The 23,448-nt window shown below is 66.6% G+C and carries 25 protein-coding genes; 17 read left to right on the top strand and 8 right to left on the bottom strand.

Annotation, left to right across the window (positions count from 1 at the left end):
• The first annotated feature begins 365 nt into the window (after positions 1-365).
• The gene (locus BUC15_RS06425; protein ID WP_073186707.1) at positions 366-1,499 is read left to right on the top strand and encodes a zinc-binding dehydrogenase; all 1,134 of its coding nucleotides are present in this window, start codon (positions 366-368) and stop codon (positions 1,497-1,499) included.
• Positions 1,500-1,514: 15 nt separating this feature from the next.
• On the opposite strand, the gene BUC15_RS06420 is transcribed toward BUC15_RS06425, so the two are convergent.
• Both BUC15_RS06420 and BUC15_RS06415 read right to left on the bottom strand, forming a co-directional pair.
• Entirely contained in the window at positions 1,515-2,315 is an 801-nt protein-coding gene (locus tag BUC15_RS06420; RefSeq protein WP_073186706.1) for a hypothetical protein, read from the bottom strand.
• Entirely contained in the window at positions 2,312-3,034 is a 723-nt protein-coding gene (locus BUC15_RS06415; protein WP_073186705.1) for an ABC transporter ATP-binding protein, read from the bottom strand. Before BUC15_RS06415 ends, BUC15_RS06420 begins: the two co-directional genes overlap by 4 nt.
• Positions 3,035-3,196: 162 nt before the next feature.
• Between BUC15_RS06415 and BUC15_RS06410 the strand changes: the two genes are divergently transcribed.
• The 5 genes from BUC15_RS06410 (at position 3,197) to BUC15_RS06390 (ending at position 8,482) form a co-directional block, all read left to right on the top strand.
• The gene (locus tag BUC15_RS06410) at positions 3,197-4,393 is read left to right on the top strand and encodes a sensor histidine kinase (RefSeq protein ID WP_175558260.1); all 1,197 of its coding nucleotides are present in this window, start codon (positions 3,197-3,199) and stop codon (positions 4,391-4,393) included.
• The gene (locus BUC15_RS06405; RefSeq protein WP_342741718.1) at positions 4,387-5,040 is read left to right on the top strand and encodes a response regulator; all 654 of its coding nucleotides are present in this window, start codon (positions 4,387-4,389) and stop codon (positions 5,038-5,040) included. The genes BUC15_RS06410 and BUC15_RS06405 overlap by 7 nt, the downstream gene beginning before the upstream one ends.
• Before the next feature lie 30 nt (positions 5,041-5,070).
• Complete coding sequence (gene lgt / locus BUC15_RS06400) at positions 5,071-5,976, top strand: prolipoprotein diacylglyceryl transferase (protein WP_217652137.1); 906 nt, start codon at positions 5,071-5,073, stop codon at positions 5,974-5,976.
• Positions 5,973-6,347 carry a thiol-disulfide oxidoreductase DCC family protein gene (locus tag BUC15_RS06395; RefSeq protein WP_073186704.1) on the top strand — a complete coding sequence of 125 codons (375 nt, stop codon included), beginning with the start codon at positions 5,973-5,975 and terminating at the stop codon, positions 6,345-6,347. Before lgt ends, BUC15_RS06395 begins: the two co-directional genes overlap by 4 nt.
• Positions 6,348-7,036: 689 nt before the next feature.
• Complete coding sequence (locus tag BUC15_RS06390) at positions 7,037-8,482, top strand: sugar porter family MFS transporter (RefSeq protein ID WP_073186703.1); 1,446 nt, start codon at positions 7,037-7,039, stop codon at positions 8,480-8,482.
• A 17-nt stretch (positions 8,483-8,499) separates the two neighbouring features.
• Here the strand turns inward: BUC15_RS06390 and BUC15_RS06385 are convergent, their stop codons facing one another.
• Positions 8,500-9,516, bottom strand: a complete 1,017-nt coding sequence (locus tag BUC15_RS06385) for a LacI family DNA-binding transcriptional regulator (RefSeq protein ID WP_073186702.1) — start codon at positions 9,514-9,516, stop codon at positions 8,500-8,502.
• Between the two features lie 153 nt (positions 9,517-9,669).
• Between BUC15_RS06385 and BUC15_RS20330 the strand changes: the two genes are divergently transcribed.
• From BUC15_RS20330 to BUC15_RS06375, 3 genes are read left to right on the top strand one after another with little or no spacing between them, the layout of a single operon-like run.
• Complete coding sequence (locus tag BUC15_RS20330) at positions 9,670-10,017, top strand: Gfo/Idh/MocA family oxidoreductase (protein WP_217652136.1); 348 nt, start codon at positions 9,670-9,672, stop codon at positions 10,015-10,017.
• Entirely contained in the window at positions 9,975-10,673 is a 699-nt protein-coding gene (locus BUC15_RS06380) for a Gfo/Idh/MocA family protein (protein ID WP_217652135.1), read from the top strand. Before BUC15_RS20330 ends, BUC15_RS06380 begins: the two co-directional genes overlap by 43 nt.
• Positions 10,674-10,684: 11 nt before the next feature.
• Complete coding sequence (locus BUC15_RS06375) at positions 10,685-11,875, top strand: Gfo/Idh/MocA family protein (protein ID WP_073186701.1); 1,191 nt, start codon at positions 10,685-10,687, stop codon at positions 11,873-11,875.
• A 1-nt stretch (position 11,876) separates the two neighbouring features.
• Here BUC15_RS06375 and BUC15_RS06370 read toward each other — a convergent pair whose 3' ends face one another.
• Positions 11,877-13,067, bottom strand: a complete 1,191-nt coding sequence (locus tag BUC15_RS06370) for an ROK family transcriptional regulator (RefSeq protein ID WP_073186700.1) — start codon at positions 13,065-13,067, stop codon at positions 11,877-11,879.
• Between the two features lie 113 nt (positions 13,068-13,180).
• Between BUC15_RS06370 and xylA the strand changes: the two genes are divergently transcribed.
• Together xylA and BUC15_RS06360 are read left to right on the top strand one after the other, a co-directional pair.
• Positions 13,181-14,356 carry a xylose isomerase gene (gene xylA / locus BUC15_RS06365; RefSeq protein WP_073186699.1) on the top strand — a complete coding sequence of 392 codons (1,176 nt, stop codon included), beginning with the start codon at positions 13,181-13,183 and terminating at the stop codon, positions 14,354-14,356.
• 210 nt (positions 14,357-14,566) lie between these two features.
• Positions 14,567-15,646 (top strand): ANTAR domain-containing protein, encoded by a 1,080-nt coding sequence (locus tag BUC15_RS06360; RefSeq protein ID WP_073186698.1) that lies wholly within the window; start codon positions 14,567-14,569, stop codon positions 15,644-15,646.
• A 1-nt stretch (position 15,647) separates the two neighbouring features.
• On the opposite strand, the gene BUC15_RS06355 is transcribed toward BUC15_RS06360, so the two are convergent.
• The 3 genes from BUC15_RS06355 to BUC15_RS06345 form a co-directional block, all read right to left on the bottom strand.
• Positions 15,648-16,445 carry a sigma-70 family RNA polymerase sigma factor gene (locus BUC15_RS06355; RefSeq protein WP_073186697.1) on the bottom strand — a complete coding sequence of 266 codons (798 nt, stop codon included), beginning with the start codon at positions 16,443-16,445 and terminating at the stop codon, positions 15,648-15,650.
• Between the two features lie 136 nt (positions 16,446-16,581).
• On the bottom strand, positions 16,582-16,944 hold the full coding sequence (locus BUC15_RS06350) for an MGMT family protein (protein ID WP_073186696.1): 363 nt from the start codon (positions 16,942-16,944) through the stop codon (positions 16,582-16,584).
• A 2-nt stretch (positions 16,945-16,946) separates the two neighbouring features.
• Positions 16,947-17,693 carry an SIR2 family NAD-dependent protein deacylase gene (locus BUC15_RS06345; RefSeq protein WP_073186695.1) on the bottom strand — a complete coding sequence of 249 codons (747 nt, stop codon included), beginning with the start codon at positions 17,691-17,693 and terminating at the stop codon, positions 16,947-16,949.
• A 109-nt stretch (positions 17,694-17,802) separates the two neighbouring features.
• On the opposite strand from BUC15_RS06345, the gene BUC15_RS06340 reads away from it, so the two are divergent.
• The 3 genes from BUC15_RS06340 to BUC15_RS06330 all read left to right on the top strand — a co-directional run bounded on the left by BUC15_RS06340 (position 17,803) and on the right by BUC15_RS06330 (position 19,676).
• The gene (locus BUC15_RS06340; protein ID WP_073186711.1) at positions 17,803-17,955 is read left to right on the top strand and encodes a YHS domain-containing protein; all 153 of its coding nucleotides are present in this window, start codon (positions 17,803-17,805) and stop codon (positions 17,953-17,955) included.
• A gap of 70 nt (positions 17,956-18,025) precedes the next feature.
• Complete coding sequence (locus BUC15_RS06335) at positions 18,026-18,292, top strand: CsbD family protein (RefSeq protein ID WP_073186694.1); 267 nt, start codon at positions 18,026-18,028, stop codon at positions 18,290-18,292.
• A 241-nt stretch (positions 18,293-18,533) separates the two neighbouring features.
• Positions 18,534-19,676: an ANTAR domain-containing protein gene (locus tag BUC15_RS06330; protein WP_073186693.1), complete on the top strand. Its 1,143-nt coding sequence runs from the start codon at positions 18,534-18,536 to the stop codon at positions 19,674-19,676.
• On the opposite strand, the gene BUC15_RS06325 is transcribed toward BUC15_RS06330, so the two are convergent.
• On the bottom strand, positions 19,626-20,402 hold the full coding sequence (locus BUC15_RS06325; protein WP_073186710.1) for a sigma-70 family RNA polymerase sigma factor: 777 nt from the start codon (positions 20,400-20,402) through the stop codon (positions 19,626-19,628). The genes BUC15_RS06330 and BUC15_RS06325 overlap by 51 nt on opposite strands.
• 247 nt (positions 20,403-20,649) lie before the next feature.
• On the opposite strand from BUC15_RS06325, the gene BUC15_RS06320 reads away from it, so the two are divergent.
• From BUC15_RS06320 to BUC15_RS06310, 3 genes are read left to right on the top strand one after another with little or no spacing between them, the layout of a single operon-like run.
• Positions 20,650-20,937, top strand: coding sequence for a FeoA family protein (locus BUC15_RS06320; RefSeq protein WP_084189407.1), 288 nt, complete (start codon positions 20,650-20,652; stop codon positions 20,935-20,937).
• Positions 20,934-22,862 (top strand): ferrous iron transporter B, encoded by a 1,929-nt coding sequence (gene feoB, locus BUC15_RS06315; RefSeq protein WP_073186692.1) that lies wholly within the window; start codon positions 20,934-20,936, stop codon positions 22,860-22,862. The genes BUC15_RS06320 and feoB overlap by 4 nt, the downstream gene beginning before the upstream one ends.
• Positions 22,863-22,874: 12 nt before the next feature.
• On the top strand, positions 22,875-23,441 hold the full coding sequence (locus BUC15_RS06310) for a NifU family protein (protein ID WP_073186691.1): 567 nt from the start codon (positions 22,875-22,877) through the stop codon (positions 23,439-23,441).
• Positions 23,442-23,448: the final 7 nt, after the last annotated feature.

Below are 23,448 nucleotides of genomic sequence, written 5' to 3'. Positions count from 1 at the left end.
GTTTGGGGGTGGGGCTGGGTGACGGGGGTTTGAGCAGGATTTGCATGTCATTTGCCGTCGGGGTGTGTTGTCTGCTGACGATGCGTCGGGCTCGGCGTTGAGTGTCGGATCCTGCTCAAACCAGCACCCAACCGCGGCACCTGCCCAGCCAACCACAATGTTCGGTCAATCAATAGATGGTAGGTCGATAAGGAAAGCCTCCGCGTCCGCGTGGCCGATCTCCCGACCCGGCGCCGAGCCCGAGACGCCCAGCCAAGCGCATATCGAATGATTCGCATTTGTATAGACAAACGATCTCGGACGGCGTATGCTGTAATCACTGGCCCGAACTGGTGGCCTTACCCAACACCCACAGAGGAAGTCTCATGTCAGTGTCGATCCCGGAGACCATGAAAGCCGCCGTCCTGCGCGATGTCGCGACAGGCATGCAGATCGAGGAGATTCTCACACCGCACCCAAAGGAGGGGGAGGTGCTGGTGAAGGTGTCGGCCTGTGGCATGTGTCACTCCGACCTGCACGTGCTGGGTGGCGCGATCGCCTTCCCGCTGCCCTGCGTCCTCGGACATGAGGTCGCAGGCGAGATCGTCGAGGTCGGACCCCACAACGAGCACACCGGCCTCAAGGTCGGCGACCGGGTCGCCGGCGCCTTCCTGATGCCCTGCGGCCAGTGCCCGGCCTGTGCGGCCGGACGCGACGACCTGTGCGGCCCGTTCTTCGACCTGAACCGGCTCAAGGGCCGCCTCTATGACGACACCACCCGCCTCTCCAGCAAGTCGGGCGAGCCCATCTGGATGTATTCGATGGCCGGACTGGCCGAATACTGCGTCATCCCCTCCACATCGGTTACGACGCTGTCTGATGACATCGATCCGGTAGCCGGCTCGATCCTCGGCTGTGCTGCGATGACGGCGTACGGCGCGGTGCGCCGCGGTGCCGACCTGCGCCACGGTGAGACGGTCGCCGTCGTCGCCGTCGGTGGCGTCGGTTCCAACATCATCCAGATCGCCAAGAGCTTCGGAGCCAGGCAGATCATCGCGATCGACATCTCGCAGGACAAGCTGGAGGACGCCCGCCGCCTCGGCGCGACCGACACCGTCAACTCGGGTGAGGGCAACGTCCGCGACCGGGTCTTCGAACTCACCGGCGGACGCGGCGTCGACGTCGCCTTCGAGGTCCTCGGACGACCCGAGACCTGGAAGACGGCGCTCGAGGCGCTCGCCGACGGAGGACGGATGGTGCCGATCGGCCTCGGAGCCGGAGTCCAGACCGCGGACGTCGAGATCAACCGGACGGTGCGTCGCTCCCAGTCGATCCTCGGCTCCAACGGTGCCCGCACCAGGCAGGATCTGCCTGAGGTCGTGCGGATGGCCGCCGCTGGCCAGATCGACTACCGCTCCATCGTCAGCCGCAAGTTCTCGCTCGATGAGGTGCCGGCAGGGTACGAGGCGCTGCGCCGCGGTGAGATCCGCGGGCGCGCCGTCGTCGACATGTCGCTGTAGCCGAACCGGCATCGGCTACTTGGCTTCCACCCGGAAGCTCCGCCAGATGCCGAGCGCCAGGGGGAGGGCGACCCAGAGGGCGAAGGCGGTTCCCGCCTGACCCCACTGGGTCGTCGTCATCGGGGTGAGGATCAGCCCCCAGGTGTCGCCGCTGAGCCACTGACCGACCTGGCCGATCACGCCCGGGAATGTCGAGGCCGAGGCCGTCGCCACCGGGATGATGAAGTACAAGGCGATTGCGGCAGGTGAGTTCATCACGAACATCCCGAATCCCGCGCCGCTCGCCATCGCGATCGCCAGCAGGATCACCGCGGATCCGAGTGGGACGAGGTTCCCGGACCAGACGACGACCTTGTCGGTGAGCGGGCCGGTCAGGACCGCGGCGATCGTGCTGGCTGCGAGGAAGACGACGGCGCCGAGCACCGTCACCGCCCCGAGGGCCAGCAGTTTGGCCCCGATCACCCTCCCGCGGCGGGGCTCCAGGGCAAAGGTCGTGAGCGAGGTGCGTTGGCCCCATTCCTGAGTGAAGGTGAGGACCGCGAGCACCGGAAGCAGCACACTCAGCGGGCTCGACACCAGGAACAGCGGGTCGAGCCAGGTGACGTCTCCCTGGAACAGGTCCAGCAGCGTGAACCAGAGCGCGACCGCAGCCCCGGTGCCGACCAGGGCGATGCCGATGAGCCAACGATTGGCACGGGTGTTGACCAGTTTGCGCAGCTCGACCCTGGTGAGCGTGCCGATGGTGATGGCCGGTGCCACCTGCACCGGTGGCAGCATCTTTGCCGGGCGGGTGTTCGGAATGGTCATGGTGGTCATGCTGCGATCCCTTCGCGCGAGGTGGACATGGTGGAGGTGAGGAAGAGCGTCTCGAGATCGGTGCCGTCGGAGAGAAGTTGGTCGATGGCGCCGTCGGCGACGATCCGGCCCTGGCCGATCATCACGATCCGGTCGGCGATCATCTGCACCTCATGCAGCAGGTGGGAGCTGAGGAGGACGGTGCCGCCGGCGTCGGCGAAACCTCGCAGCAGGGAGCGCATCCAATGGATGCCCTGCGGATCGAGCCCGTTGGCCGGCTCGTCGAGGATCAGGACCTCGGGGTTACCGAGCAGCGCGTGCCCGACCCCGAGCCGCTGCCGCATGCCCAGCGAATAGGTGCCGACGCGGGAATTGGCTTCACGTGCGGTCAGCCCGACCTGTTCGAGCACCTGATCAACACGGTTTTGGGGCGTCCCGAGCGTCATGGCGCCGAGGGTCAACACCTCTCGACCCGTGCGCCCGGAATGCTGCGCGGATGCGTCGAGCAGCACCCCGACCCTAGCGGCGGGATTCGGCAGGTCGCGGTAGTTTGCGCCCAGGACATGCACCGAGCCCGAGGTTGGGCGGGTCAGGCCGACGGCGATGCGCATGGTGGTCGACTTGCCCGCCCCGTTGGGGCCGAGGAAGCCGGTGACGCTGCCGGGCGGGGCGGTGAAGGTGATGTCGTCGACGGCGGTGAAGGAGCCGTAGCGTTTCGTCAGGTTCTGGATCGTGATCATGTGACCAACTCTGCTGAAGCCACGAGGTTGCGCGCGACTGGTGAGGGTAGGAGGACGACTGGCCATTGGTAGGTCGTGCAGGCCGGGAAGGCCGACCAAAGTCGGTCGGCTCAAGACTTCCGGCTCAGGCTCGTGGGCGTGCGGGGCCGTAGGCTGATGGCCGTGTCCCCCACCACACCCATCCGAGGCGTCGATGACGGCTGCTGGCCGAAGATCTGGCGCTATGGCCTTGCGATCCTGTGGTGGGTGCTCGTCGCCGTGGGCTATATCGTCGCCTCCGAGGTGGCCGTTGACGCGGTGCCCGCCTGGGCGGCTCCGGTCGACCTGGTGCTGGGGGCCGTCATGGTCTGGGCCATGAGGTTCCGGTACCGCTCGCCACGCGTTCTTGTGGTGGTGTTCACGCTGCTCAGCGTCGTTTCGGTGAGCGGATCGGTGCCCGCCTTCTGGGCGTTGGCTCACCTGGCCACCCGTCGCCGCTGGCCCGAGATCCTGGCGCTCGGCGGGCTGAGTGCGGCCATCGGTGTGTTGGGTTCAGGCTACAGCCCCTTGTTCGGACAAGAAGGTGTCGGGAGCACCTGGCCCGAGATCTTTACGACGGTGTTCGGAGCGGTCATCGTCGTGGCGTTCGCCACCGTGATCGGCTCCTACACCGGGGCCCGCCGCGACCTGATCCGTGCCCTGCACGAGCGTGCCGAGGAGGCGGAGCGGCGCCAGGAGCTGAGCGTGCTGCAGGGGCAGGCAGAGGAGCGCAACCGCATCGCTCGGGAGATGCACGACGTGTTGGCCCACCGCATCTCGCTCGTGAGCATGCACGCGGGCGTCCTCGCCTACCGCGATGACCTACCGGCCGAGCAGGTGCGCGAGATCGCGGGCGTGATCCAGGACAACGCGCGCCAGTCGATGACGGAACTGCGCGCGATCCTCGGGTCGCTGAGGCAGGCCGAAGAGGGCGACCCTGCACAGCCCGCCGCCCCACAGCCCGGCATCGATCAGCTCGAGACGCTGTTTGCGGAGGCGCGCCGCGTGGGGCAGCGGATCGAGGTTGTCGAGGCCGTCGAGCATGCGGAATTGCTGCCTACGCTGACCGGACGCCACTGCTACCGGGTGGTGCAGGAACTCGTCACCAACGCCCGCAAGCATGCGCCGAACTCGCCGGTGAAGATCGAACTCACCGGTGCGCCGGGTGACGGCCTCACGATCCGATCGGGCAATCCGCGCCAGCTCGGCGATGCCGCGCTGCCGGGCTCCGGAGTCGGCCTCATCGGCCTGCGCGAACGGGCGTCGATGCTCGGTGGCAGGATGTCGTACGGGGTCGACGGAGAAGGACGGTTCGAGGTGGAGGTGTGGTTCCCGTGGTGACCAGGCTGGCGATCATCGACGACGACCCGCTCGTGCGGGCCGGGCTCAGGCTGATCCTGGGCGCCGATCCGGCCATGCAGGTGGTGGCAGAGGCCACCGACGGTGACGGCGCCGTCGACCTCGTGCGGGAGCATCGGCCCGACGTGGTGCTGATGGACATCAGGATGCCGCGGGTCAACGGCCTGGTCGCCACGGAACGGGTCGTCGCGCTCCCGGACCCGCCAAGGGTGATAATCCTGACCACCTTCGACGCCGACGACATGGTCCTCAAGGCGCTCAGCGTCGGCGCGTCCGGCTTCCTACTCAAGGACACCCCACCGGAACGGATGTTGGAAGACATCCGGAAGGTCGCCGACGGTGAGCCCACTCTCAGCCCGTCGGTGGCGGCCCAGGTGATCGCGGTCGCCACCAACCGTGCCGAGCTGGGAAGACGCGAATCGGCACGTGCCGCGCTCGACGCCCTCACCGAACGGGAGCGTGCCGTCGCGTTGGATATCGGGCAGGGCCGCACCAACGCCCAGATCGCCGGTGCGCACTATCTCAGCGTCGCCACCGTCAAGGCACACGTCACCCGCATCCTTGAAAAGCTCGGCGCCACCAACCGGGTCCAGGTCGCCATCATCGTCCACGACGCCGACGTCGACTGACCGTCAGCGCGGCATGGCAAGCTTGACCCCGTGACGAGACTGGTGCTGACGTTCCCCGACTTCGATCCGGTGGCCATCAACCTCTTCGGATTGAAGATCCACTGGTACGCCATCATGTACCTGCTGGCCTTCGCGCTGGCCTATGTACTGATGCGCAGGCGGCTGCGGCACGAACCGTTCCGGTCGATCACCAAACCTGAGCCGTGGAGCGCAACCGACATCGAGGACCTGCTGCTGGGCGCGATCGCTGGCGTCCTGATCGGTGGTCGACTCGGCTACTGCCTCTTCTACCAACCCGCGCACTACCTCGCTAATCCGCTGGACATCATCAAGGTGTGGGACGGTGGCATGAGCTTCCATGGTGGCGCCATCGGCGTTGCCCTCGCGCTCGCCTGGTGCGCGTGGCGACGCAAGCGCCCCTTCCTGCAGGTCGCCGACTTCCTGGTGCCAGCCGCTCCCATCGGCCTGGCGGCCGGCCGTTTCGGCAACTTCATCAACGGCGAGCTGTGGGGGCGCGAAGCGCCCGCCAGCCTCCCATGGGCGATGATCTTCCCGACCGGCGGCGACGTGCCGAGGCACCCGTCGCAGCTTTACCAGATGCTGCTCGAGGGCATCCTGCTGTTCGTCCTGCTCTGGTTGTACGCACGCAAGCCCCGCTATCGCGGACAGGTCACGGGGTTCTTCCTGGCCGGCTACGGATTCTTCCGGTTTGTCGCCGAGTTCTGGCGCGAGCCCGACTCCTACCTCGGACTGCTCGGGCTGGGTCTCAGCATGGGGCAGTGGCTGTCGATCCCGATGGTGCTCGCTGGTGTCGCCCTGTGGGGGTGGGCCCGCGCACGCCGGATCAGTGACGTCGAGGACGGCGCGGCCGTCGAGGATGGCGCGGCCGTCGAGGCCCAGACGACTCCTCCGGATGTGGAGGATGGGCCACAGTGACACCGCCTGGGGCGAGGCCGCTTGTCCTCTTCGACGGCGACTGCGGATTCTGCGCGGCATCGGTGCGGGTCATGCGGGGACGCTGGTTCCGGGCCGAGGTCACGGCCGAGCCGTTCCAGCGCGTCGACCTGACGGTTCACGGCCTGACGGCGGAACGCTGTGAGGAGTCGCTGCACGTGGTCGACGGTACGCGGGTGTTCGTCGGGGGAGCGGCCATCGCGCGGACCCTGCGCGCCTCGCGCGGTCCTTGGCCCGTCGTGGGCGCGGCCATGACGGTGCCCGGTATCCGGTGGGTGGTGGAGCGCTGCTACCGGCTGGTCGCCCGTCGCCGTCACGAACTGCCCGGAGGTACGGCGGCCTGTAGGCTCTGACCGGGCGTCGGGCTCCGCGCGTCGGGCGCCGGGCGTCGGGCTCCGCGCTCCGCACACCGGGCTCCCGAAAATCGACCAGTGGTCGATTTTCCCCCGTCTGGGGTCGAGGATCGGCCACTGCTTTGCTGGTTGGGTTCGGTCGTCCCCGCGCTGGGTTCCCGAGTATCGACCAGTGGTCGGTTTTGCTGTGTCTGGGGTCGAGGATCGGCCACTGCCTTGCTGGTTCGGTCGTCCCCGCGCTGGGCTCCTGAGAATCGGCCAGTGGTCGGTTTTGCTGTGTCTGGGGTCGAGGATCGGCCACTGCTTGGTGGGACGGTGTTCTACGGGCGCTGACCTGTCGCGGGGTCCGCACGCTGGGCTCCCGAGTATCGGCCAGTGGTCGGTTTTCCCCCGTCCGGCATCGAGGATCGGCCACGACCCGACCCAGTGCCGGTCTCGACGTCGCCGCCCCACACCGCTCCGGAGCTTGTCAGAACAAAGTTTATTGAATGTGTCCATGGACCGTTCCATTTTCGTCCAGATTCGGTTATGCTTCCTATGACAGCAAGTTGGAACGCGGCACGGACGCTCGTTCCAGCGTCTTGCACAGATGGGTGATTGTCAGGACAACTGCTAGATCTTCTGGGAGTGGCACCGCCGAAGGCGCCCTCATAGGACGGCCCGCCGCGGCGGGCCGTGAAAGGAGCAACATGTCAAGCAAGGTAGAAGCGCTGGAGGGTCAACTCCCTCCTTTGGGCGAAGGGTCGTACAACCGGCGACTGGGCTGGGTCGCGGTCATCGCGACCTTCGGTGGCCTGCTGTTCGGCTACGACACCGGCGTCCTCAATGGGGCGCTCGGATTCATGAAGACCGATCCTTCGCTCACCGGTGCCGTCGGTGCCGAGTTGAGCGCGACCCAGATCGGTCTGATCACCTCGATCCTGCTCGCCGGCGCCGCAATCGGCGCGGTGACGGGCGGTCGGCTATCCGACCGGTACGGGCGGCGCCGCCTCATCATCAACCTCGCGGTCATCTTCTTCGTGGCTGCGATCGGCTGTGTACTCGCACCGAACTACGCCATCCTCCTCGCGTTCCGATTCATCCTCGGGCTCGCGGTCGGTGGGGCGTCGGTGACGGTGCCGGTCTACCTGGGTGAGGTGGCGCCGTTCGAACACCGCGGCTCGATCGTCAGCCGCAACGAACTGATGATCGTGGGCGGCCAGTTCCTCGCCTTCGTCATCAACGCCATCATCGGCAACGCCTTCCAGGCCGATGCTCACACCTGGCGCTACATGATGACGGTGGCGGCGCTCCCGGCGATCGCGTTGTTCTTCGGCATGCTGAAGATGCCCGAGAGCCCGCGTTGGCTCGTCTTGAAGGGGCGCGACCAGGAGGCCCTCGACGTGCTGCGACAGGTCCGCAGCGAGGAGCGGGCCGTCGCGGAGATGGACGAGGTCCGCGCGCTGGCCGCCGTCGCCCGCGCCGAACAGGAGGGGACCCTGGCCGAGGTGCTCCGCGTCCGCTGGATGCGTCGCCTACTGTTCATCGGCATCGGCCTGGCCGTCTGCCAGCAGCTCACCGGCATCAATTCGATGATGTACTACGGCGAACTCGTCCTGCAGGACGCGGGCTTCAGCCATCAGGTCGCGCTGATCGTCAACATCTTCAACGGCGTGGCCTCCGTCAGCGCGATGCTGATCGCCCTGAAGTGGGTCATCGACCGGTTCAACCGCCGCACGATCCTGCTGTTCGGGTTCACCGGCACTACCATCTGCCACGTCCTTGCTGGCGTCGTCGGTACCCAACTACCCACTGACAACGAGCTGCGCCGTTGGCTGTTGCTGCTGATCATCGTCGTGTTCGTGTTCATCATGCAGGGCACCGTAGGCCCGCTGGTGTGGCTGATGGTCTCGGAGATCTTCCCGCTCAAGTCGCGTGGCGCCATGCTCGGAGTGACCGTCTTTCTGCTCTGGGGCACCAACATGATCGTCTCGCTGGTCTTCCCGATCCTGACAGAGGCGATCGGCTTCGGGACGTTCTTTGCCTTCGCGGCCGTGGGGCTGCTGGCGATCTTGTTCATCTACAAGAAGGTGCCAGAGACGCGGGGCATCTCCCTGGAGAAGTTGGAGAGCCACTTCCAGGAGCAGCTGTCCTGACGCATCCGCTGCGGTGGTCAGTCGGTCGGCGCCGGACCTGTGGTTCGGCGCACGACCAACTGAGGTTCCAAGAGCAAGGTCTGCGGCGGCCGGCTGGGGGCCGCGATCCGGTCGACGAGCAGGTCGGCGGCGCGGTACCCGATCCGGTAGCTCGCGTTGTCGACGGTGGTCAGCGAGATGGCCTTGAGTTGGGCCATCGTGGTGTCGTCGTAGCCGACGATTGAAAGGTCGCCCGGCACGTCGAGGCCCAACTGCTCGGCGGCGGAGAGGGCGCCGAGCGCCATCAGGTCGTTGTAGGCGAAGATCGCGGTCAGCCGCGGATTCGCCGTCAACAGGCGGACGGTCGCCCGGTACCCACCGTCCTCGGACGGGTCGTCCATGTCGACGAAGGTTTCGAGCCCGTGTCCGGCGATCGTGTCGCGGTATCCCTGTTCGCGGAAGATTGCTGCATCGGTCGGGGCGTTCAAGAAGGCGATGCTCCGGTGGCCGTGCCCGACCAGATGGTCCACCGCGAGGCGTGAGCCCTGCTCGTCGTCGTTGCAAACCAGGTCGCCGCGGGGGAGGGCCAGGCTCCGCGAGCCGACCACGACGGTGGGGAGGTGCGTCGCGGTGTGGATGAGGCGTTCCGACTGCACCATCGACCCTGTGATGACCAGGCCGTCGACGTCCATTTCGAGGAATGCGGCGGTCAGGACCTCGTCGCCCAACAGGTCGAGGCGCTGGTCGCCGATCATCATCCGAAGGTCGCGCCGGTGCAGGAGGGCGTTGATCCCCTCGAGCGCATGGATGTACCAGGGGTTGCGCAGGTCGTTGACCAACACCGCGATCAACCTGGTCCGGTCCTCGGCGAGCGCCCTGGCCGAGGCGTTGGGGCGGTAGCCCAGTTCGTCCATGGCGACCTGCACCGCCGCGCGCCGCTCAGGGCTGACGTTGGGTGAGTTGCGGATGACGAGCGAGACCAGCGACTTGGAAACGCCCGCGCGGTCGGCGACCGTGCGGATGGTCGGACGTCTGCCCTCAGGCTGCGTGCTCACGGTGTCCCCCTTTCTCACTGAGAGGTCAGGATAGTCGTCCTTGACGCTCCCCGGTGTCGGTCATAGGGTTGTTGGACAGGGAATGGACCGATCCAGATTGGTCGCCGACGCTGCTGTCGGGTGGCTGTCTCCCCGCACCGAGAGGACAACCGAATGCGAATCGCGCTCATGGGGGCCGGCCTGATCGGCTCCGCCCACGCCGCGCGCCTCGACGCCATGCCACGCGTCGAGGAGTTGCTCGTCGCCGACTTCGTTGACGGGCGCGCCGCCGAACTCGCCGAGAAGCTGCCGAAGGCGCGCGCCGTCTCGGTGAACGAGGCCTTTGGCCAGGATGTCGACGGGGTGGTGATCACCGCGAAGACCGCCTTCCACGCCGATCTGATCCACCGGGCACTTGACGCCGGGATCCCGGCCCTTGCGAGAAGCCCATCGCCCTCGACATCGGTGCGACCCGTGCGGTGGTCAAACACGCGGCCCAGGTTCCGGAGGCACCCGTCCTGATCGGGTTCCAGCGCCGGTTCGACGCCGGGTACAACCGCGCCCGTGCCGCCTACCGGGCCGGTGAGTTCGGACCGGTGCACACCCTCCATGCGACCACCCTGGACGCGGCGCCGCCGTCGGCGGCCTATGTGCCCACGTCCGGCGGGTTGTTCCGCGACTGCTCCAGCCACGACTTCGACGCGATCGCGTGGCTGACGGGTCGTCAGGCAGTGAGCATCTACACCGTGGGGTCGAACATGGGCGAGCCCTTCTTCGGCGACCTCGGGGACGTCGACTCCGGCAGTTCCCTGGTCACCTACGACGACGGGATGGTCGCACTGGTCAGCGCGAGCCGAAACAGCGGGGCAGGCCACGACGTCCGCCTCGAGATCTTCGGGATCGACGGCGGCATGTTCGTCGGGCTCGACGATCGCGCTCCGCTCGTGACCGCAGAGGAGACCCTTTCGTGGGCCCAAGGGGAGCCATACCTCGTCTACCACGAGCGTTTCGAGGGCGCCTACGTGGCCGAGCTCGCCCATTTCCTCGACGTGCTCGAAGGTGCCCCCAGTAAGGCGTGTACGCCCGCCGAGGCACTCGAAGCGCTCTACATCGCCGAGGCTGCGAACCGTTCGCTGGCCTCTGGAGCCCCCGTCCTCATCTCAGACCTCAAGAATTAAGGAACGCTCCCATGACGGACCGTCGTCGCATCGGAATCGGACTGATCTCCGCCGGGTGGATGGGGATGCTTCACTCGACCGCGTACCGCGCCGTCCGTGAAACCTGGCCCGACCTCGGAGTCGACCCCGACCTCGTGATCGTCGCCGACCCGATCGAGGTCAACGCACACCTTGCCGCGGAGCGCTTCGGCTACCGGGAGACGACCGCCGACATCCAGGCGGTGCTGAACCACCCTGACGTCGATGCGGTCTCCATCTGCGCGCCCAACTTCCTGCATCGAGAGTTCGCGCTCGCCGCCGCAGCGGCAGGAAAGCCGTTCTGGATCGAGAAGCCGATGGGCGCCAGCGTCGCCCAGTCGCGGGAGATCGCCGACGCCGTCGAGTCGGCAGGGCTGATCACCGCGGTCGGGTTCAACTACCGGCACGCGCCGGCCGTGGCACACGTGCGCCGCCTGGTCAGGGAAGGTGCACTTGGCGACATCAGGTCGGTCCGGGTCTGGCTGAACGCCGACTATTCGGCGGCTCCCGACGGGCCGCGCACGTGGCGCTTCGTCAAGGAGATGGCCGGCACCGGCGTCCTCGGCGACCTGCTCAGCCACGGCTTCGACCTGGCGCAGTACCTGGTCGGGCCGATCGTGGAGGTCACCTCGGCGACGCGCACCTTCATCACCGAGCGACCGGCACCGGGCCGCGGTGTCGGCCACTCCGTCACCGCCGACTCGGACGCGCCGCCGCTGCCGGTCGAGAACGAGGACTACGCCTCGGTGCTGGCCCGCTTCCAGTCCGGTGCGATGGGCACCTTCGAGTCGTCGCGCATCGCGATCGGGTCGCGTTGCGACTACGGCTTCGAGCTCTCAGGCAGCCTCGGGGCCGCGAGGTGGAACTTCGAGCGGATGAACGAGGTCGAGGTCTGCCTGTCCGGCGAACTGCACTACGGGTTCACCCGGGTCATGACCGAGCCCGGTTTCGGTGAGTTCGGCCGTTTCCAGCCCGGTGCGGGCATGGGGCTCAGTTTCGACGACCTCAAGACGATCGAGGCCAAGCTGTTCCTGGAGTCGATCCTGACCGGGCGACAGCTGGCGCCGAGCGTCGCCGACGGCCTGGTGGCGGCGGGGATCGTCAGCGCCGCCGCGGCGTCCGCCGAGGACGGCCGGTGGCACGACGTGCCGGTGCCGACTGGCCGGACGACCTTCGACGCCTGATTCAGACCAGAATCGGGTCGATCCAGCTCGCCGGGTCGGTGAGGACCCGGCCGAGCCCCGAAAGGCCCGCGCCCATCGCCGCCCGCAGCGGTGCGTCCTCGACGACCTGCGTCTCGATACCCGAATGCTGCGCCCACAGGACACGACGGTCGAGTTCGGCGGCGAGCCTGTCGCGCAGCAACGGTTCCAACCTGCCCAGGTGCCCCCCGAGCCGGATGTTCTCGACGTCCAGGAGGTTGAGCGCGGCGCCCAGCGCGATGCCGAGTGCGACGGCGACCTCGGTGATCACCGTCACTGCGGCGTCCTGCCCGGACTCGGCATCGGCGATCAGTGAATCCAGGTCCGGGTAGCCGTGGCGATCGAGCAGCGCCCGTGCGCCGACCACCGTCTCGAGGCAGCCGACGGAGCCGCACCCGCAGAGTTCGCCGTCCGGGTCGACGCAGACGTGGCCGAGTTCGGCGGCCCATCCGCTTCTTCCGGTCAGCAACGCGCCGTCGATGGCGATGGCCGAACCGATCCCCACCTCGCCGGTGACGTAGATGAACGATGCCTGGGGGTCGTCGCGAAGGACGGTGAGGGCCGAGCAGTCGACGTCGTTCGCGCAGCGGAGCGGAACCGGGTCGCCGTCGACGGTGAGGTCCCAGAAGTCGCTCGGTGAGACCCCCTCCCAGCCCAAGTTGGGCGCGCGGAGTACGCGGGTGCCGGTGCGGTCGAGCAGGCCGGGCAGCGCCAGGACGGCCCCGGTGAGGCGGGCCCCGTCGGGGCGGGATTCGAGGGCGGTGTTGGCTAACTCCATCAGCAGGGCGACCGCGTCGGCGGGGGAGAGGCCCAGCACGTCGAGGTCGCGCTGCTGGACATCGATCATTTCGCCTGCGAGGTCGACCACCGTCGCCACGATCCGTTCGATGTTGATCTCAAGCCCGAGCGAGACGACCGTGCCCTTCTGCAGGCTGAGCGGCACGGCTGGGCGTCCCCTTGCTCCGGCTGTCGTTCCTCCTTCACGGACGAGCCCGCCCATGATCAGGTCGTCGACCAGCCGCGAGACCGTGGAGCGCGTCATTCCGACCTGTGCGGCGATGTCGGCACGCGAGATGGTGCCCTGCTGCCCAGGGATCCGGCTCAGCACCAGCGCCAGATTGGCGGCGCGCACCGAGGACTGGGTCATTCGCATGGCCGCCGGATCCACCGTCATCTGTCCTCCAATGAGTTGGCTCTGTAGGTTGACACTAAACCCCAACCGCTTTAGTCTTGTGTCAAAACTAAACCGGACGAAGACGTCCGCCCGCTTACCCACCTGGAGGTTTCATGCGCACCCCGACACCTGAAGACAAGTTCTCCTTCGGTCTCTGGACCGTCGGCTGGACAGGCACCGACCCGTTCGGCACGAGCACCCGCCCCGCGCTCGACCCCTGGCAGTACGCCGATGGCCTGGCTGAGCTTGGCGCCTGGGGCATCACGTTCCACGACAACGACGTCTACCCGTTCGACGCGTCTCCGGAGCTGAAAGCCTCCCGCCTCAACCAGCTCCGGGACGCCGCATCCAAGGCCGGCCTGACGATCGAGATGGTCACGACCAACACGTTCTCGCACCCCTGCTTCAAGGACGGCGGGCTCACCGCCAACGACCGTTCGGCTCGCCGGTTCGGCCTGCGCAAGGTGCTGGACGCCGTCGACACCGCTGCCGAGTGCGGCGCCTCGACGTTCGTCATGTGGGGAGGCCGCGAAGGAGCGGAGTACGACTCCTCGAAGGACCTGTACGCCGCCCTGGCGCGTTACAAGGAGGGCCTCGACACCGTCGCGGGATACATCAAGTCGCAAGGCTACGACCTCAAGATCGGCCTTGAGCCGAAGCCGAACGAGCCCCGCGGTGACATCTTCCTCCCTTCGATCGGGCATGCGCTCGGGCTGATCGCCGACCTCGACCATGGCGATATCGTCGGACTGAACCCCGAGGTCGGCCACGAACAGATGGCGAACCTGAACTACACGCACGGCCTGGCGCAGGCGCTGTTCAGCGACAAGCTGTTCCACATCGACCTCAACGGGCAGAAGGGACTGAAGTACGACCAGGACCTGGTGTTCGGCCACGGCGACCTGATCAGCGCCTTCTTCACCGTCGACCTGCTAGTCAACGGCTTCCCGTTCTCCCCCAATGCGCCGCGCTACGACGGCCCGGTCCACTTCGACTACAAGCCCTCGCGCACCGAGGGCATGCAGGGGATCTGGGATTCGGCGAAAGCGAACATGGAGATGTACCTGATGCTGGCGGAGAAGGCGAGGGCGTTCCGTGCCGACCCGGCGGTCGACGCGTTGCTGCGTGCCAACGCCGTCGACCAGTTGGCGTTGCCGACGATCGCAGAAGGCGAGTCGCTTGCCGACTTCCGGGCGGCCGACGCCGACTTCGACGCCGACGCCGCGGGTGCCCGCGAGTACCGCTACGTCGAGCTGTACCAGGCGGCACTGCGTCATCTGATCGGCTGAGCCGCTCCGAGCCCAACGTCGGTGGCCGGGCGGGCGGCGCCCGGCCACCGTCGTGGTTTGTGCTCTTTCCTGGTGGGTTCGCTGTCGCTTCTCAGGCACCGCGTCGCGCCTGTGACCGGTGCCAGTCTCGGGGCTCCTACCCGAGCGGTGAGGCGTCAATTAGTGGCACAATTGCCTTTCCCGGGGTCGAACCGGATCCGAAGGAGTCACGTGACTGTTCTTGGTGGCGTTCCGCAGCTGCCTTCTGTCGGCCTCCCGTCCGCGCCGACCGACGCGATGGTGGATCACATGGCCATCGACGCCGAATGGCGTCGTGTCGCGATGGAGTCAATGCGCGATGGGTTGTTGCTCTTCGATGCCGACGGGGTCGTCGTCGAGATGAACCAGGCCTTCATCGATCTGATGGGCTATGGGATGGAGGACGCGCCACTGCGACCGCCCTATCCCTGGTGGCCGACGGCTGAGGAGGATGCCGAGGCCCTACGTGAGATTCAAACCAGTTTTGAAGACGTTCTGAATGGGCGAACGCCCGAGACGGAGTTCGCGTTCTACAACCGGGAGCGCGCGAAGGTGTGGGTGCAGTCGAGTGGTGCTGTGATCCACCACGCTGCGCGAGGTGTCACCCACCTACGTGTGGTGCGTGACATCACGCGGCAACGGGTGGCCCAGGAGCGGCGGGCCGCTGCCGCGGACGTGAGCCACCGATTCGCGACCACCGAGGACCTCGATGATCTCATCGGAACGGCCGAGTACGGGTTCGGCCTCCTGTTCGATGGCGACTGCACCATCCAACTCGGTGAGGGGGACGAGCAACGAAGCTTCAACTCCCGCCTCCCACATAGCCATGCGCCGCTGCCACCGCCCGTAGAGTTGGGGCTCGCGGGCAAACCCAACCCCGACACGAAAGCACTCAGGGCCGGGATCCTCCTTGTGCCGCAGACGTCAAGCGTCACGTGCCGGGCATGGGTGCAGTTTCCGCGCGTGCGCAGGATCACGGTCGATGAGATGATCGCCGCCGACCTGCTCGCTGCGGCGTTCGCCGCTGGCTTCGAGCGTCTCACCACCGAGGTGGAAGCCTCCGACCGGCTCGGTAATCTCATGGTGGCCGTGGAGAGCCACAGGGTGGTCGGTCAGGCTACAGGCATTCTGGTGGAGCGCCACCACATCCTTCCGAACGAGGCATTCGACCGTCTACGACGGGCAAGCCAACACCGCAACATCAAGGTCCGAGAGCTTGCCGAATGGGTGATCGAATCGGGTCTCGACCCAGAAGGGCCCGGATCGGCCTAGATCAGGCTGCTCCCGCAAGCGCCGGGCTCAGGTCGGATCGGAGTCGTTCGATGACTCGACGCAAGACCCGTGAGATCTGCATCTGAGAGACACCCAGGCGTTCAGCGATCTCAGCCTGTGTCAGTTCGTCGCCGAACCGCCAGACGACCACTTGCTGGTCCCGGCGAGGCAGCCTGGCTAGAGCCCGCTGAAGGTCCACCCGCGCTGCTAGCTCCTCGTGGAGACCGACAGCAGTGGCCAGTGAATTGCCGAGGCTCACCTCGGTTCCCGGGTGCAACGGTGCGTCCAGCGAGATCGACCGGTAGCTCGTCGACGACTCGAGGCAGGAACTCACGTCTCCGGGGTCTGCCTCAAGGAGCTCGGCCAACTCGGACTGGGTGGGTTCTCGTCGGAGCTCCTGCGCCAGCCGTGTACGTGTGGCCTCAACCCGCGGCCTCAACTCCTGGATGGCACGCGGCGGGCGAACGGTCCAGGAATGATCTCGGAAGTACCGCTTGAGTTCGCCCAGGATCGTGGGCACTGCGAACTTGGCGAACGTACGGTCAGGGCCGGGACGAAAGCGTTCGATCGCAAGGAGCAGCCCCATCCGCGCCACCTGTTGCAGGTCGTCGAACTCGATGCCCCGCCCCGCGTAGCGATTGGCCAGCGAGTCGCACAGGGGCAGGTTCGTGCGCGTGAGCTTCTCAACGAGTTCTTCACGAGCCATCGGATCGTCCTCGGACTGCAGCCGGTTGATGAGTTCCCGGGTGAGCTGTTCACGCTCTGTCACCGTGGATGTGGAATCGAGCCCACGTGCCATGGCGGTTTCCCTTCATGAGGGGCCAAAGTCGGCACGTGGTTTGACCGCTCTGACTAATCTCATCGTGCCACATGCCGGGGTCAGACGTTCTCAATTCTGAGAAGGACACAGGTTTGGCGGGCAACCGGAGCGAGGCTCAACGATCTCTGTCGAGTTGGTCAACCGCCTCGGCGTATCGCTCAGCCAATTCGTCAAGGTCCGCCCGGTGTCGCTCGATGCGGCAACCCTTCTCCGTCGAGGCGATCGACTCGTCAGCCCAGTGACGACGCGCCCGGTCAAGGAGGTGCGCCGGGAGCCGGCCGTCGTGGCCGACCACGCGCCACCAGGCGACCTCGGAGCCAAACTGGGACATCACAGCACCCACCATCCGTGGGGTGGTGCCGACGAGCTCGGCCAGGTCGCCGTAGCTGACGACCGATCCGCGCGGCAGTTGCTCGACGGCTTGGAGCACGCGTTCGGCAAGGACGTCGAAAGTGCCGGGGCGGGCAGGGGGAGGCATGGCTACCCCTCCCCGACACCGAGCAGGGCGGGCAGCGTCTCGTTCAGATCTCCCCGGATGACCTCGTCGGCCTCGTCGTCGTATTCGGTGGGGGAGTCGTTGACGATGACCGAATACGCGCCGTTCCTCCGTGCCAACGGGAATAACGCCGCAACGGGGTAGACACTAAGCGTCGTCCCGACGGCGACGATCGCATCGCAGTCTTCCGCCGCCTCCACAGAGGCCTCAAGAACGTCGGCGTCCAGGACCTCCTCGAAGAGGATCACTGTCGCCCGGGTGATCCCTCCGCAATGGATGCAGCGTGGGTCCTCCTCCCCGGCGTTGACGCGGGTGATCATCTCCTCCATCGGGCCGGTGCGGCCACACATCTCGCAGCGCCAGGTGCGCATCGAGCCGTGTACTTCGTGCACCAGGTCCGGAGAGGAGCCAGCCAACTGCTGCAGGCCGTCGGTGTTCTGCGTGACCACGGCCCGCAATCTTCCCTGCTTCTCCAGGCCGACGATGGCCCGGTGCGCAGCTGTCGGGGTGGCGGCCCATGTCACTGGGTCGACGCGGCGCCGCCAGGCGGCCCGGCGGACATCCTCATCGCGTAGGTACCACGAGAGGTTCGACACCAATTCCGCGTACGGGTCACGGGTCCAGAGCCCGTCCGGGCCTCGGAAGTCGGGGATCCCGGCCGCGGTGGACACGCCAGCGCCGCTGAGGATGAGGATGCGGTTGGCTTGCTTCAGCGACGAAATCCTGGCCATGAACCAAAACTACCCGTGCCGCCACGCCCGCGCACGGGACCGGGACGGTTTGCCGCCCGACCGGGTGGGTACTGATAGCGCAAGCCAGAGAACAGACAAGGAGAGTGACATGGCCGATCTGAGAACCTGTCCCGTCTGCAACATGGACGTGAATCCAGCTGACGCACCGTCAGAGACATTCAGGGACCAGGAGTACAGCTTCTGTTCAGAGACCTGCCGTGAGCAGTTCCTGATGGACCCCGAGCGCTACGCTCGCGCCTGAGCCGAGCAGAAAGAGAAAAATGACTGCATCTCCCAATGACAAGGACCGACCCCACAAGGAGGACCTCAATATGGACGATTCGCTGTATCGCGAGGACGATGTACCACCCCCTGGCGGCCCCAACGTGTTCCCCTCGGAAGAGATAGAGGGTCAAGACGATGAGCCTGGCATCCGAGACAAGGCCGAGGAGGCGGTCAACAGAGCGGCTGGCAAATTCAAGCAGAAATTCGCCGACGTGACCGACGATGAACGCCTGGAAGCCGAAGGCGCCCGTCAGGAACTCGAAGCCGAAGCTGAGCGGGCCTCTGGGGAACACTCCCAGCGGCGGGATATCTAGTGGCCCGTCGCGCCTAATTGCACGGGTATGGGGCGCCATTCGGGCGACTGACTTCGTTGTCGTCGGTCGACGTAGTACCTAGCGCCGGCACCCACCGTCGCGAGGCGATGGCCGATCAGTCTTTGCTGGTCGGCCATCCTTCATGCCCGAAGGTAGACGCAGCAAAACCTTGATCGGCGGTGATAATATGTCTCGGAGGTTTCGGCAGGATCTTGATTTTCCATCGAGAGAGGACCGCACCATGGGGGTGAAGCGGCAACCCGCAGACCAACCACATGAGACCGGGTTCGGCCCGCCCCCTGAAGGCGACGGGAATGGTGCGTTGAGCTACGCGACGGAGGCCGAGTGGCGCCGAGCGATCCTGGAATCCATCCGCGATGGGATTGTCCTCTGCGATGCCGATGGTCTGGTCCTGGAAATGAACCAGGCCTTCACCGATCTGTTCGGCTACCGACTCGAGGATGGGCCCTTCCACCCGCCGTATCCCTGGTGGCCCCCAGAGGAGGAATCGGAGGCCCGGCACAGCGCACAGTGCTTCTACAAGGAAGTGATGGCTGGGTCGACCCCTGAAAAGGAACTGGTCTTCGTAACGCGCGACGGCGCCAGCGTGTGGGTCCGTATGAGGGGAACCCCGATTCAGCACGGCACCCTCGGCGTCACCTATCTCTGTGTGCTTCGTGAGACCACAAGAGAAAGAGAGGCACAACACCGCCGAGAGGCGGCTGCCTCGGTGAGCCGGGCCTTTGTTGAAGTGGGCGACCTGGCAGAACTCGTCGGTGTGGCCGAGCACGGCTTCAACCTTCTCTTTGACGGCGACTGCACCATTCAACTATCCGACGGCGACGTGAACCTACTGCTCAACCCAAGAGAGCACACGAGCCTCAGTGAATTGCCGCTTACCGTGCGGATCGGGTTGGCGGGAGAGCCGAGCACCGACTCGATTTCTCTCAGGCCGGGGATCCTCCTGGCCCCCCGTCTATCCGATGCTCGCTGCAGGGCGTGGGTGCAGTTCCCCCGCCCACGCCGCGTCTCCGTGGACGAGATGGTGGTCGCAGATCTGCTGGCTGCTAGTTTCGCGTCCGCCGTGGCGAGGCTAATGACCGCCGAGGAGGTTGCCGAACGCCTCGGCAACCTCAAGGCGGCCATCGAAAGCCACCGCCTGGTGGGCCAGGCCACTGGAGTCCTGGTCGAACGCCGCCGCATCCTTCCCGGTGCGGCATTCGAACTACTCAGAGCCGCGAGCCAGAGGCACAACGTCAAGCTGCGTGACCTCGCCGCCCGGATTGTCGAGACGGGGCTCGACCCGGACAGCGACCTCGTGCAGGGCGCCGGGTCAATCCAGGAACGCGCGCAAGAGTTTCAGGGCGTGTCTCAGGATCCGTGAGACCTGCATCTGCGAGCAACCCAGGCGCTGGGCGATCTGCAACTGGGTGAGGTCGTCAACGAAGCGCCAGCTGATGACCTTCCTCTCCCGCTTGGAGAGCGATTCGAGTGCTGCCCTCAGGTCGAGCATGGCCACCGCTGTGCTCGGCTCACGCTCCCCAGAGGCGAGGCTGTCGCCCAAAGACACCCACGAGTTCCGGAGGACCGGGGCATCGAGCGAGACGGGCCGGAAGCTGGTGGTGCTGTTGAGGCATTCCCGGACGAGCTTCGGGTTGGCCTGGAGTCGGGCCGACAATTCGGCTTCGCTGGGCTCTCTCCCCAACTCCTGTGCAAGCTCATTGCGGGCCGATTCCACCTGCGGGCGCAGCTCCTGAACCCGGCGAGGCGGCCTGACCATCCAAGAGCCATCCCTGAAGTAGCGCTTAAGTTCGCCTGTGATCGTGGGCACCGCGAACCTCACGAACTTGCGCCCGGCGTCGGGTTGGAATCTGTCGATGGCGAGCATCAGCCCAACCCTTGCCACCTGCATCAGGTCATCGAGTTCACAACCCCGTCCGACGTAGCGACGCGCCAAGGCGTCGCTCATCGGCAGGTTGGTCTCCGCGATGGTGTCGACCACACCTTGTCTGGCTTCCGAACCAGATGTGTGGGTCAATTTGTCGAAAAGCTCTTCGGTGCGCTGTTCTCGTTCGATCACCGTGGTTGTGGCCAAGTGTCCACGTGCCATGGTCGGTCCCTTCGATAGGGCGCCAGAGGTCGGCACGTGGGTTGAACCGCCTTCGACCTTGACCAGCTTTCCACGCGAACGGGCCATTTTCAAAGGTCCGGCTCCGCATAGTCCATCCCTAGAGGCCCGTCGACGCTTGGATTGCCGCTGTGGCTGACGCTTCCGGGTGGCTTTCGATGCTGCGGCAAGCTGAGGCTTACCTCACCCCGACGAGCTTCAATAGCCAAGGCGGTGTTAGCTTATTTTCATGACCCTCGCGGAACGATTCGCCTCCCGGCGCTGCATCACGGCCCAGGCCCTCGCCCAGGCGACCCAGGCGCTCGACGCGCTACCCGCGGGAGAGGCGTCCTGCATCGTCGGATTCGACACCGACGACGTCGTCACCCGTCGGCTGTTCGACCTCGGTTTCGTGCCTGGCGAGCCTGTCGAGCGGCTGCGCCGTGCACCCCTCGGCGACCCGCTGATGTTCCGGGTCGGCGGCATCGAAATCGTGCTGCGCCGCGCCGAGGCACACCGCATCCTGGTGGCCGCATGACGCACCACCACCACGGTCCAGCCGCGCCGACGCAGCCGGGGGTGGGGCGAGTGGCCCTGGTCGGGTCGCCGAACGCCGGAAAGACGACGCTGTTCAACGGACTCACCGGGCTCCGCGCCAAGACCGGAAACTATCCCGGTGTGACCGTTGCCCGCTATGAGGGCGCCGTCGAGACGACCGCGGGGCCTGTGGTGGTCGAGGATCTCCCGGGCGCCTACTCGCTCGACCCGATCAGCCCCGACGAGGAGATCGTCGCGGCCGTGCTCGACGAGGCCGACTCGCTCAGCGGCGTGCTGCTGGTCATCGACGCCACCAACCTGCGGCGCGGGCTCGGGCTCGTGGCGCAGGTCATGCAGGCCGGGTTGCCGACCGCGGTGGTGCTCACGTTCGTAGACGAACTGGTGCGACGGGGCGGGCGGGTCGACCACGAGGCCCTCAGCCGGGCGCTCGGCGTCAACGTGATCCCGGTGGTCGCTGGCGAGAGGCGCGGCGTCGAGGCGTTGCGCGAGGTACTGGCCGATCCCGGGTCCTGGGACGAACCGCCGTTTGCGCCGCCAACCGAGCCTGACGCCGTCACCGGCTGGGCCGGGTCGGTCCTGAAGTCGGCGCACTACTCACAGCCCGACCCCGACTCCCGCACCGGGAGACTCGATTCCATCCTCCTGCACCCCATCTGGGGCACGGTGATCTTCTTCGCCACGATGTACCTGTTCTTCCAGACGATCTTCGTGGTCGCAGCCCCGTTGCAGGGGTGGATCGAGGAGGGCTTCGCCTGGCTCGGTGAGATAGCGCGCACCAACATCCCGATCGGGTGGCTCTCCAGCTTCGTCGCCGACGCGCTGATCGGCGGCGTAGGCGGCGTGCTGGTGTTCCTACCGCAGATCGCGCTGCTGTTCGTGCTGATCTCGCTGCTGGAGGGAACCGGGTACCTGTCCCGCGCCGCCTATCTGATGGACCGCATCATGTCGACGGCCGGGCTGGAGGGCCGCGCGTTCGTTGCGCTGCTCAGCTCGCTGGCCTGCGCCATCCCCGGGATCATGGCGACCCGGACCCTGCCGTCGGCCAAGGACCGCCTGGCGACGATGATGGCCGCGCCGCTGATGACGTGTTCGGCCCGGCTGCCCGTCTACGTGTTGCTGGTCGGGATGCTCGTCTCGCCCGAGTTGGGCTGGGGTCCGTTCCGGGCTCAGGGCACGATCATGTTCGGGCTGTACCTGCTGGGCGCAGCCTCGGCCATGACGGCCGCCTGGTTCTTCAAACGGGTCATCGGACGCTCAAGCGTCGGGTTGCCCTTCTACATGGAGATGCCGTCATACCGGCTGCCCAAGCTCAAGACCGTCGGGATCTCGGTTTGGGATTCCTGCAAGGCGTTCCTGCGTAAGGTGACGTCGATCATCCTGCTCACCACCGTCGTGTTGTGGACGCTGCTGAACCTGCCGGTGCGCAGCACCTCCGACCTGCTGGAGGCCGGGGTCGATCCGTCCGACCAGGTCGCCGTCACCGCCTACACGCTCGACCATTCGGCCGCCGCCTGGATCGGGCACGCCGTCGAGCCGGTCTTCGAGCCGCTCGGCTTCGACTGGCGGGTCAACGTCGGCGTGCTGTCCTCCCTGGCGGCCCGCGAGGTGTTCGTTTCGACGCTCGGGCAGATCGCTTCGGCGTCCGATCCGGAAAACCCGGCCGAGGCGTTGGCGACCATGACGCACGACAGCGGCCCGCACGAGGGTGAACCGGTGTTCACCGCGCCCACCATCGCGGCGCTCCTGATCTTCTTCGTGTACGCCATGCAGTGCATGGCAACGCTAGGAGTGATGCGTCGTGAGACCGGCACCTGGAAGTGGTCGCTGATCGCGTTCGGCTACCTCAGCGTCGCGGCCTGGCTGATGGCGCTGCTCGCCCACACCGTCGTCGGCCTGTTCGTCTGACAAGGAGCTCCGATGAAGTCAACCCTGCATCCCCAACGCGTCGACGGCGAGCCGTTTGCGCTGCGCTGGGTCGCCGAGGTCGACCTGCCGGTCGGACGGGTCGTCAACGCGCCAGGCACCATCGGGCCGATGCTGGAGTACGGCGTCCTGACGAAGGTGCTGGTCGAACGCGGCGGCGTCTGGACGTGGCTCGATGGAGCGCAGAAGTGGACGGAGCACGGCCCACGGATCCGCGACGCGCTCGGCGTCTCGCTCGAGTTGGACGGCTGGGAGGTTGAGGAGGGCTCGGCCGAGCTGCTGCGGCTCATCGCCACGGAGGTCCTGGAAGGCGAGTTGAAGAGCTACGTCGCCTCGCACGGCGGCCACATCACCGTCGAAGGTGCGACCGCGACGTCGCTGCGGCTCGACTTCGGGGGTGCCTGCGAGGACTGCCCGGCTGCCGGGGCGACCCTCCACGACCGGATCGAGGCTGCGGTGAGGGCCAGATATCCGCTGCTGGAGAGCGTGACGCGCGTCAACGACGGCCACGGCGCGACGTCGGGCTGGCTCGGGCTGCCGGTCCCCGGTCGAGGTCGGTGACCTGAGG

Source organism: Tessaracoccus bendigoensis DSM 12906 (genome assembly GCF_900141915.1).
In the GTDB taxonomy this organism is placed as follows: Bacteria; Actinomycetota; Actinomycetes; order Propionibacteriales; family Propionibacteriaceae; genus Arachnia; species Arachnia bendigoensis.
The sequence above is the reverse complement of the archived record's forward strand: the minus strand, read 5'-3'. Positions and strand labels throughout refer to the sequence as shown.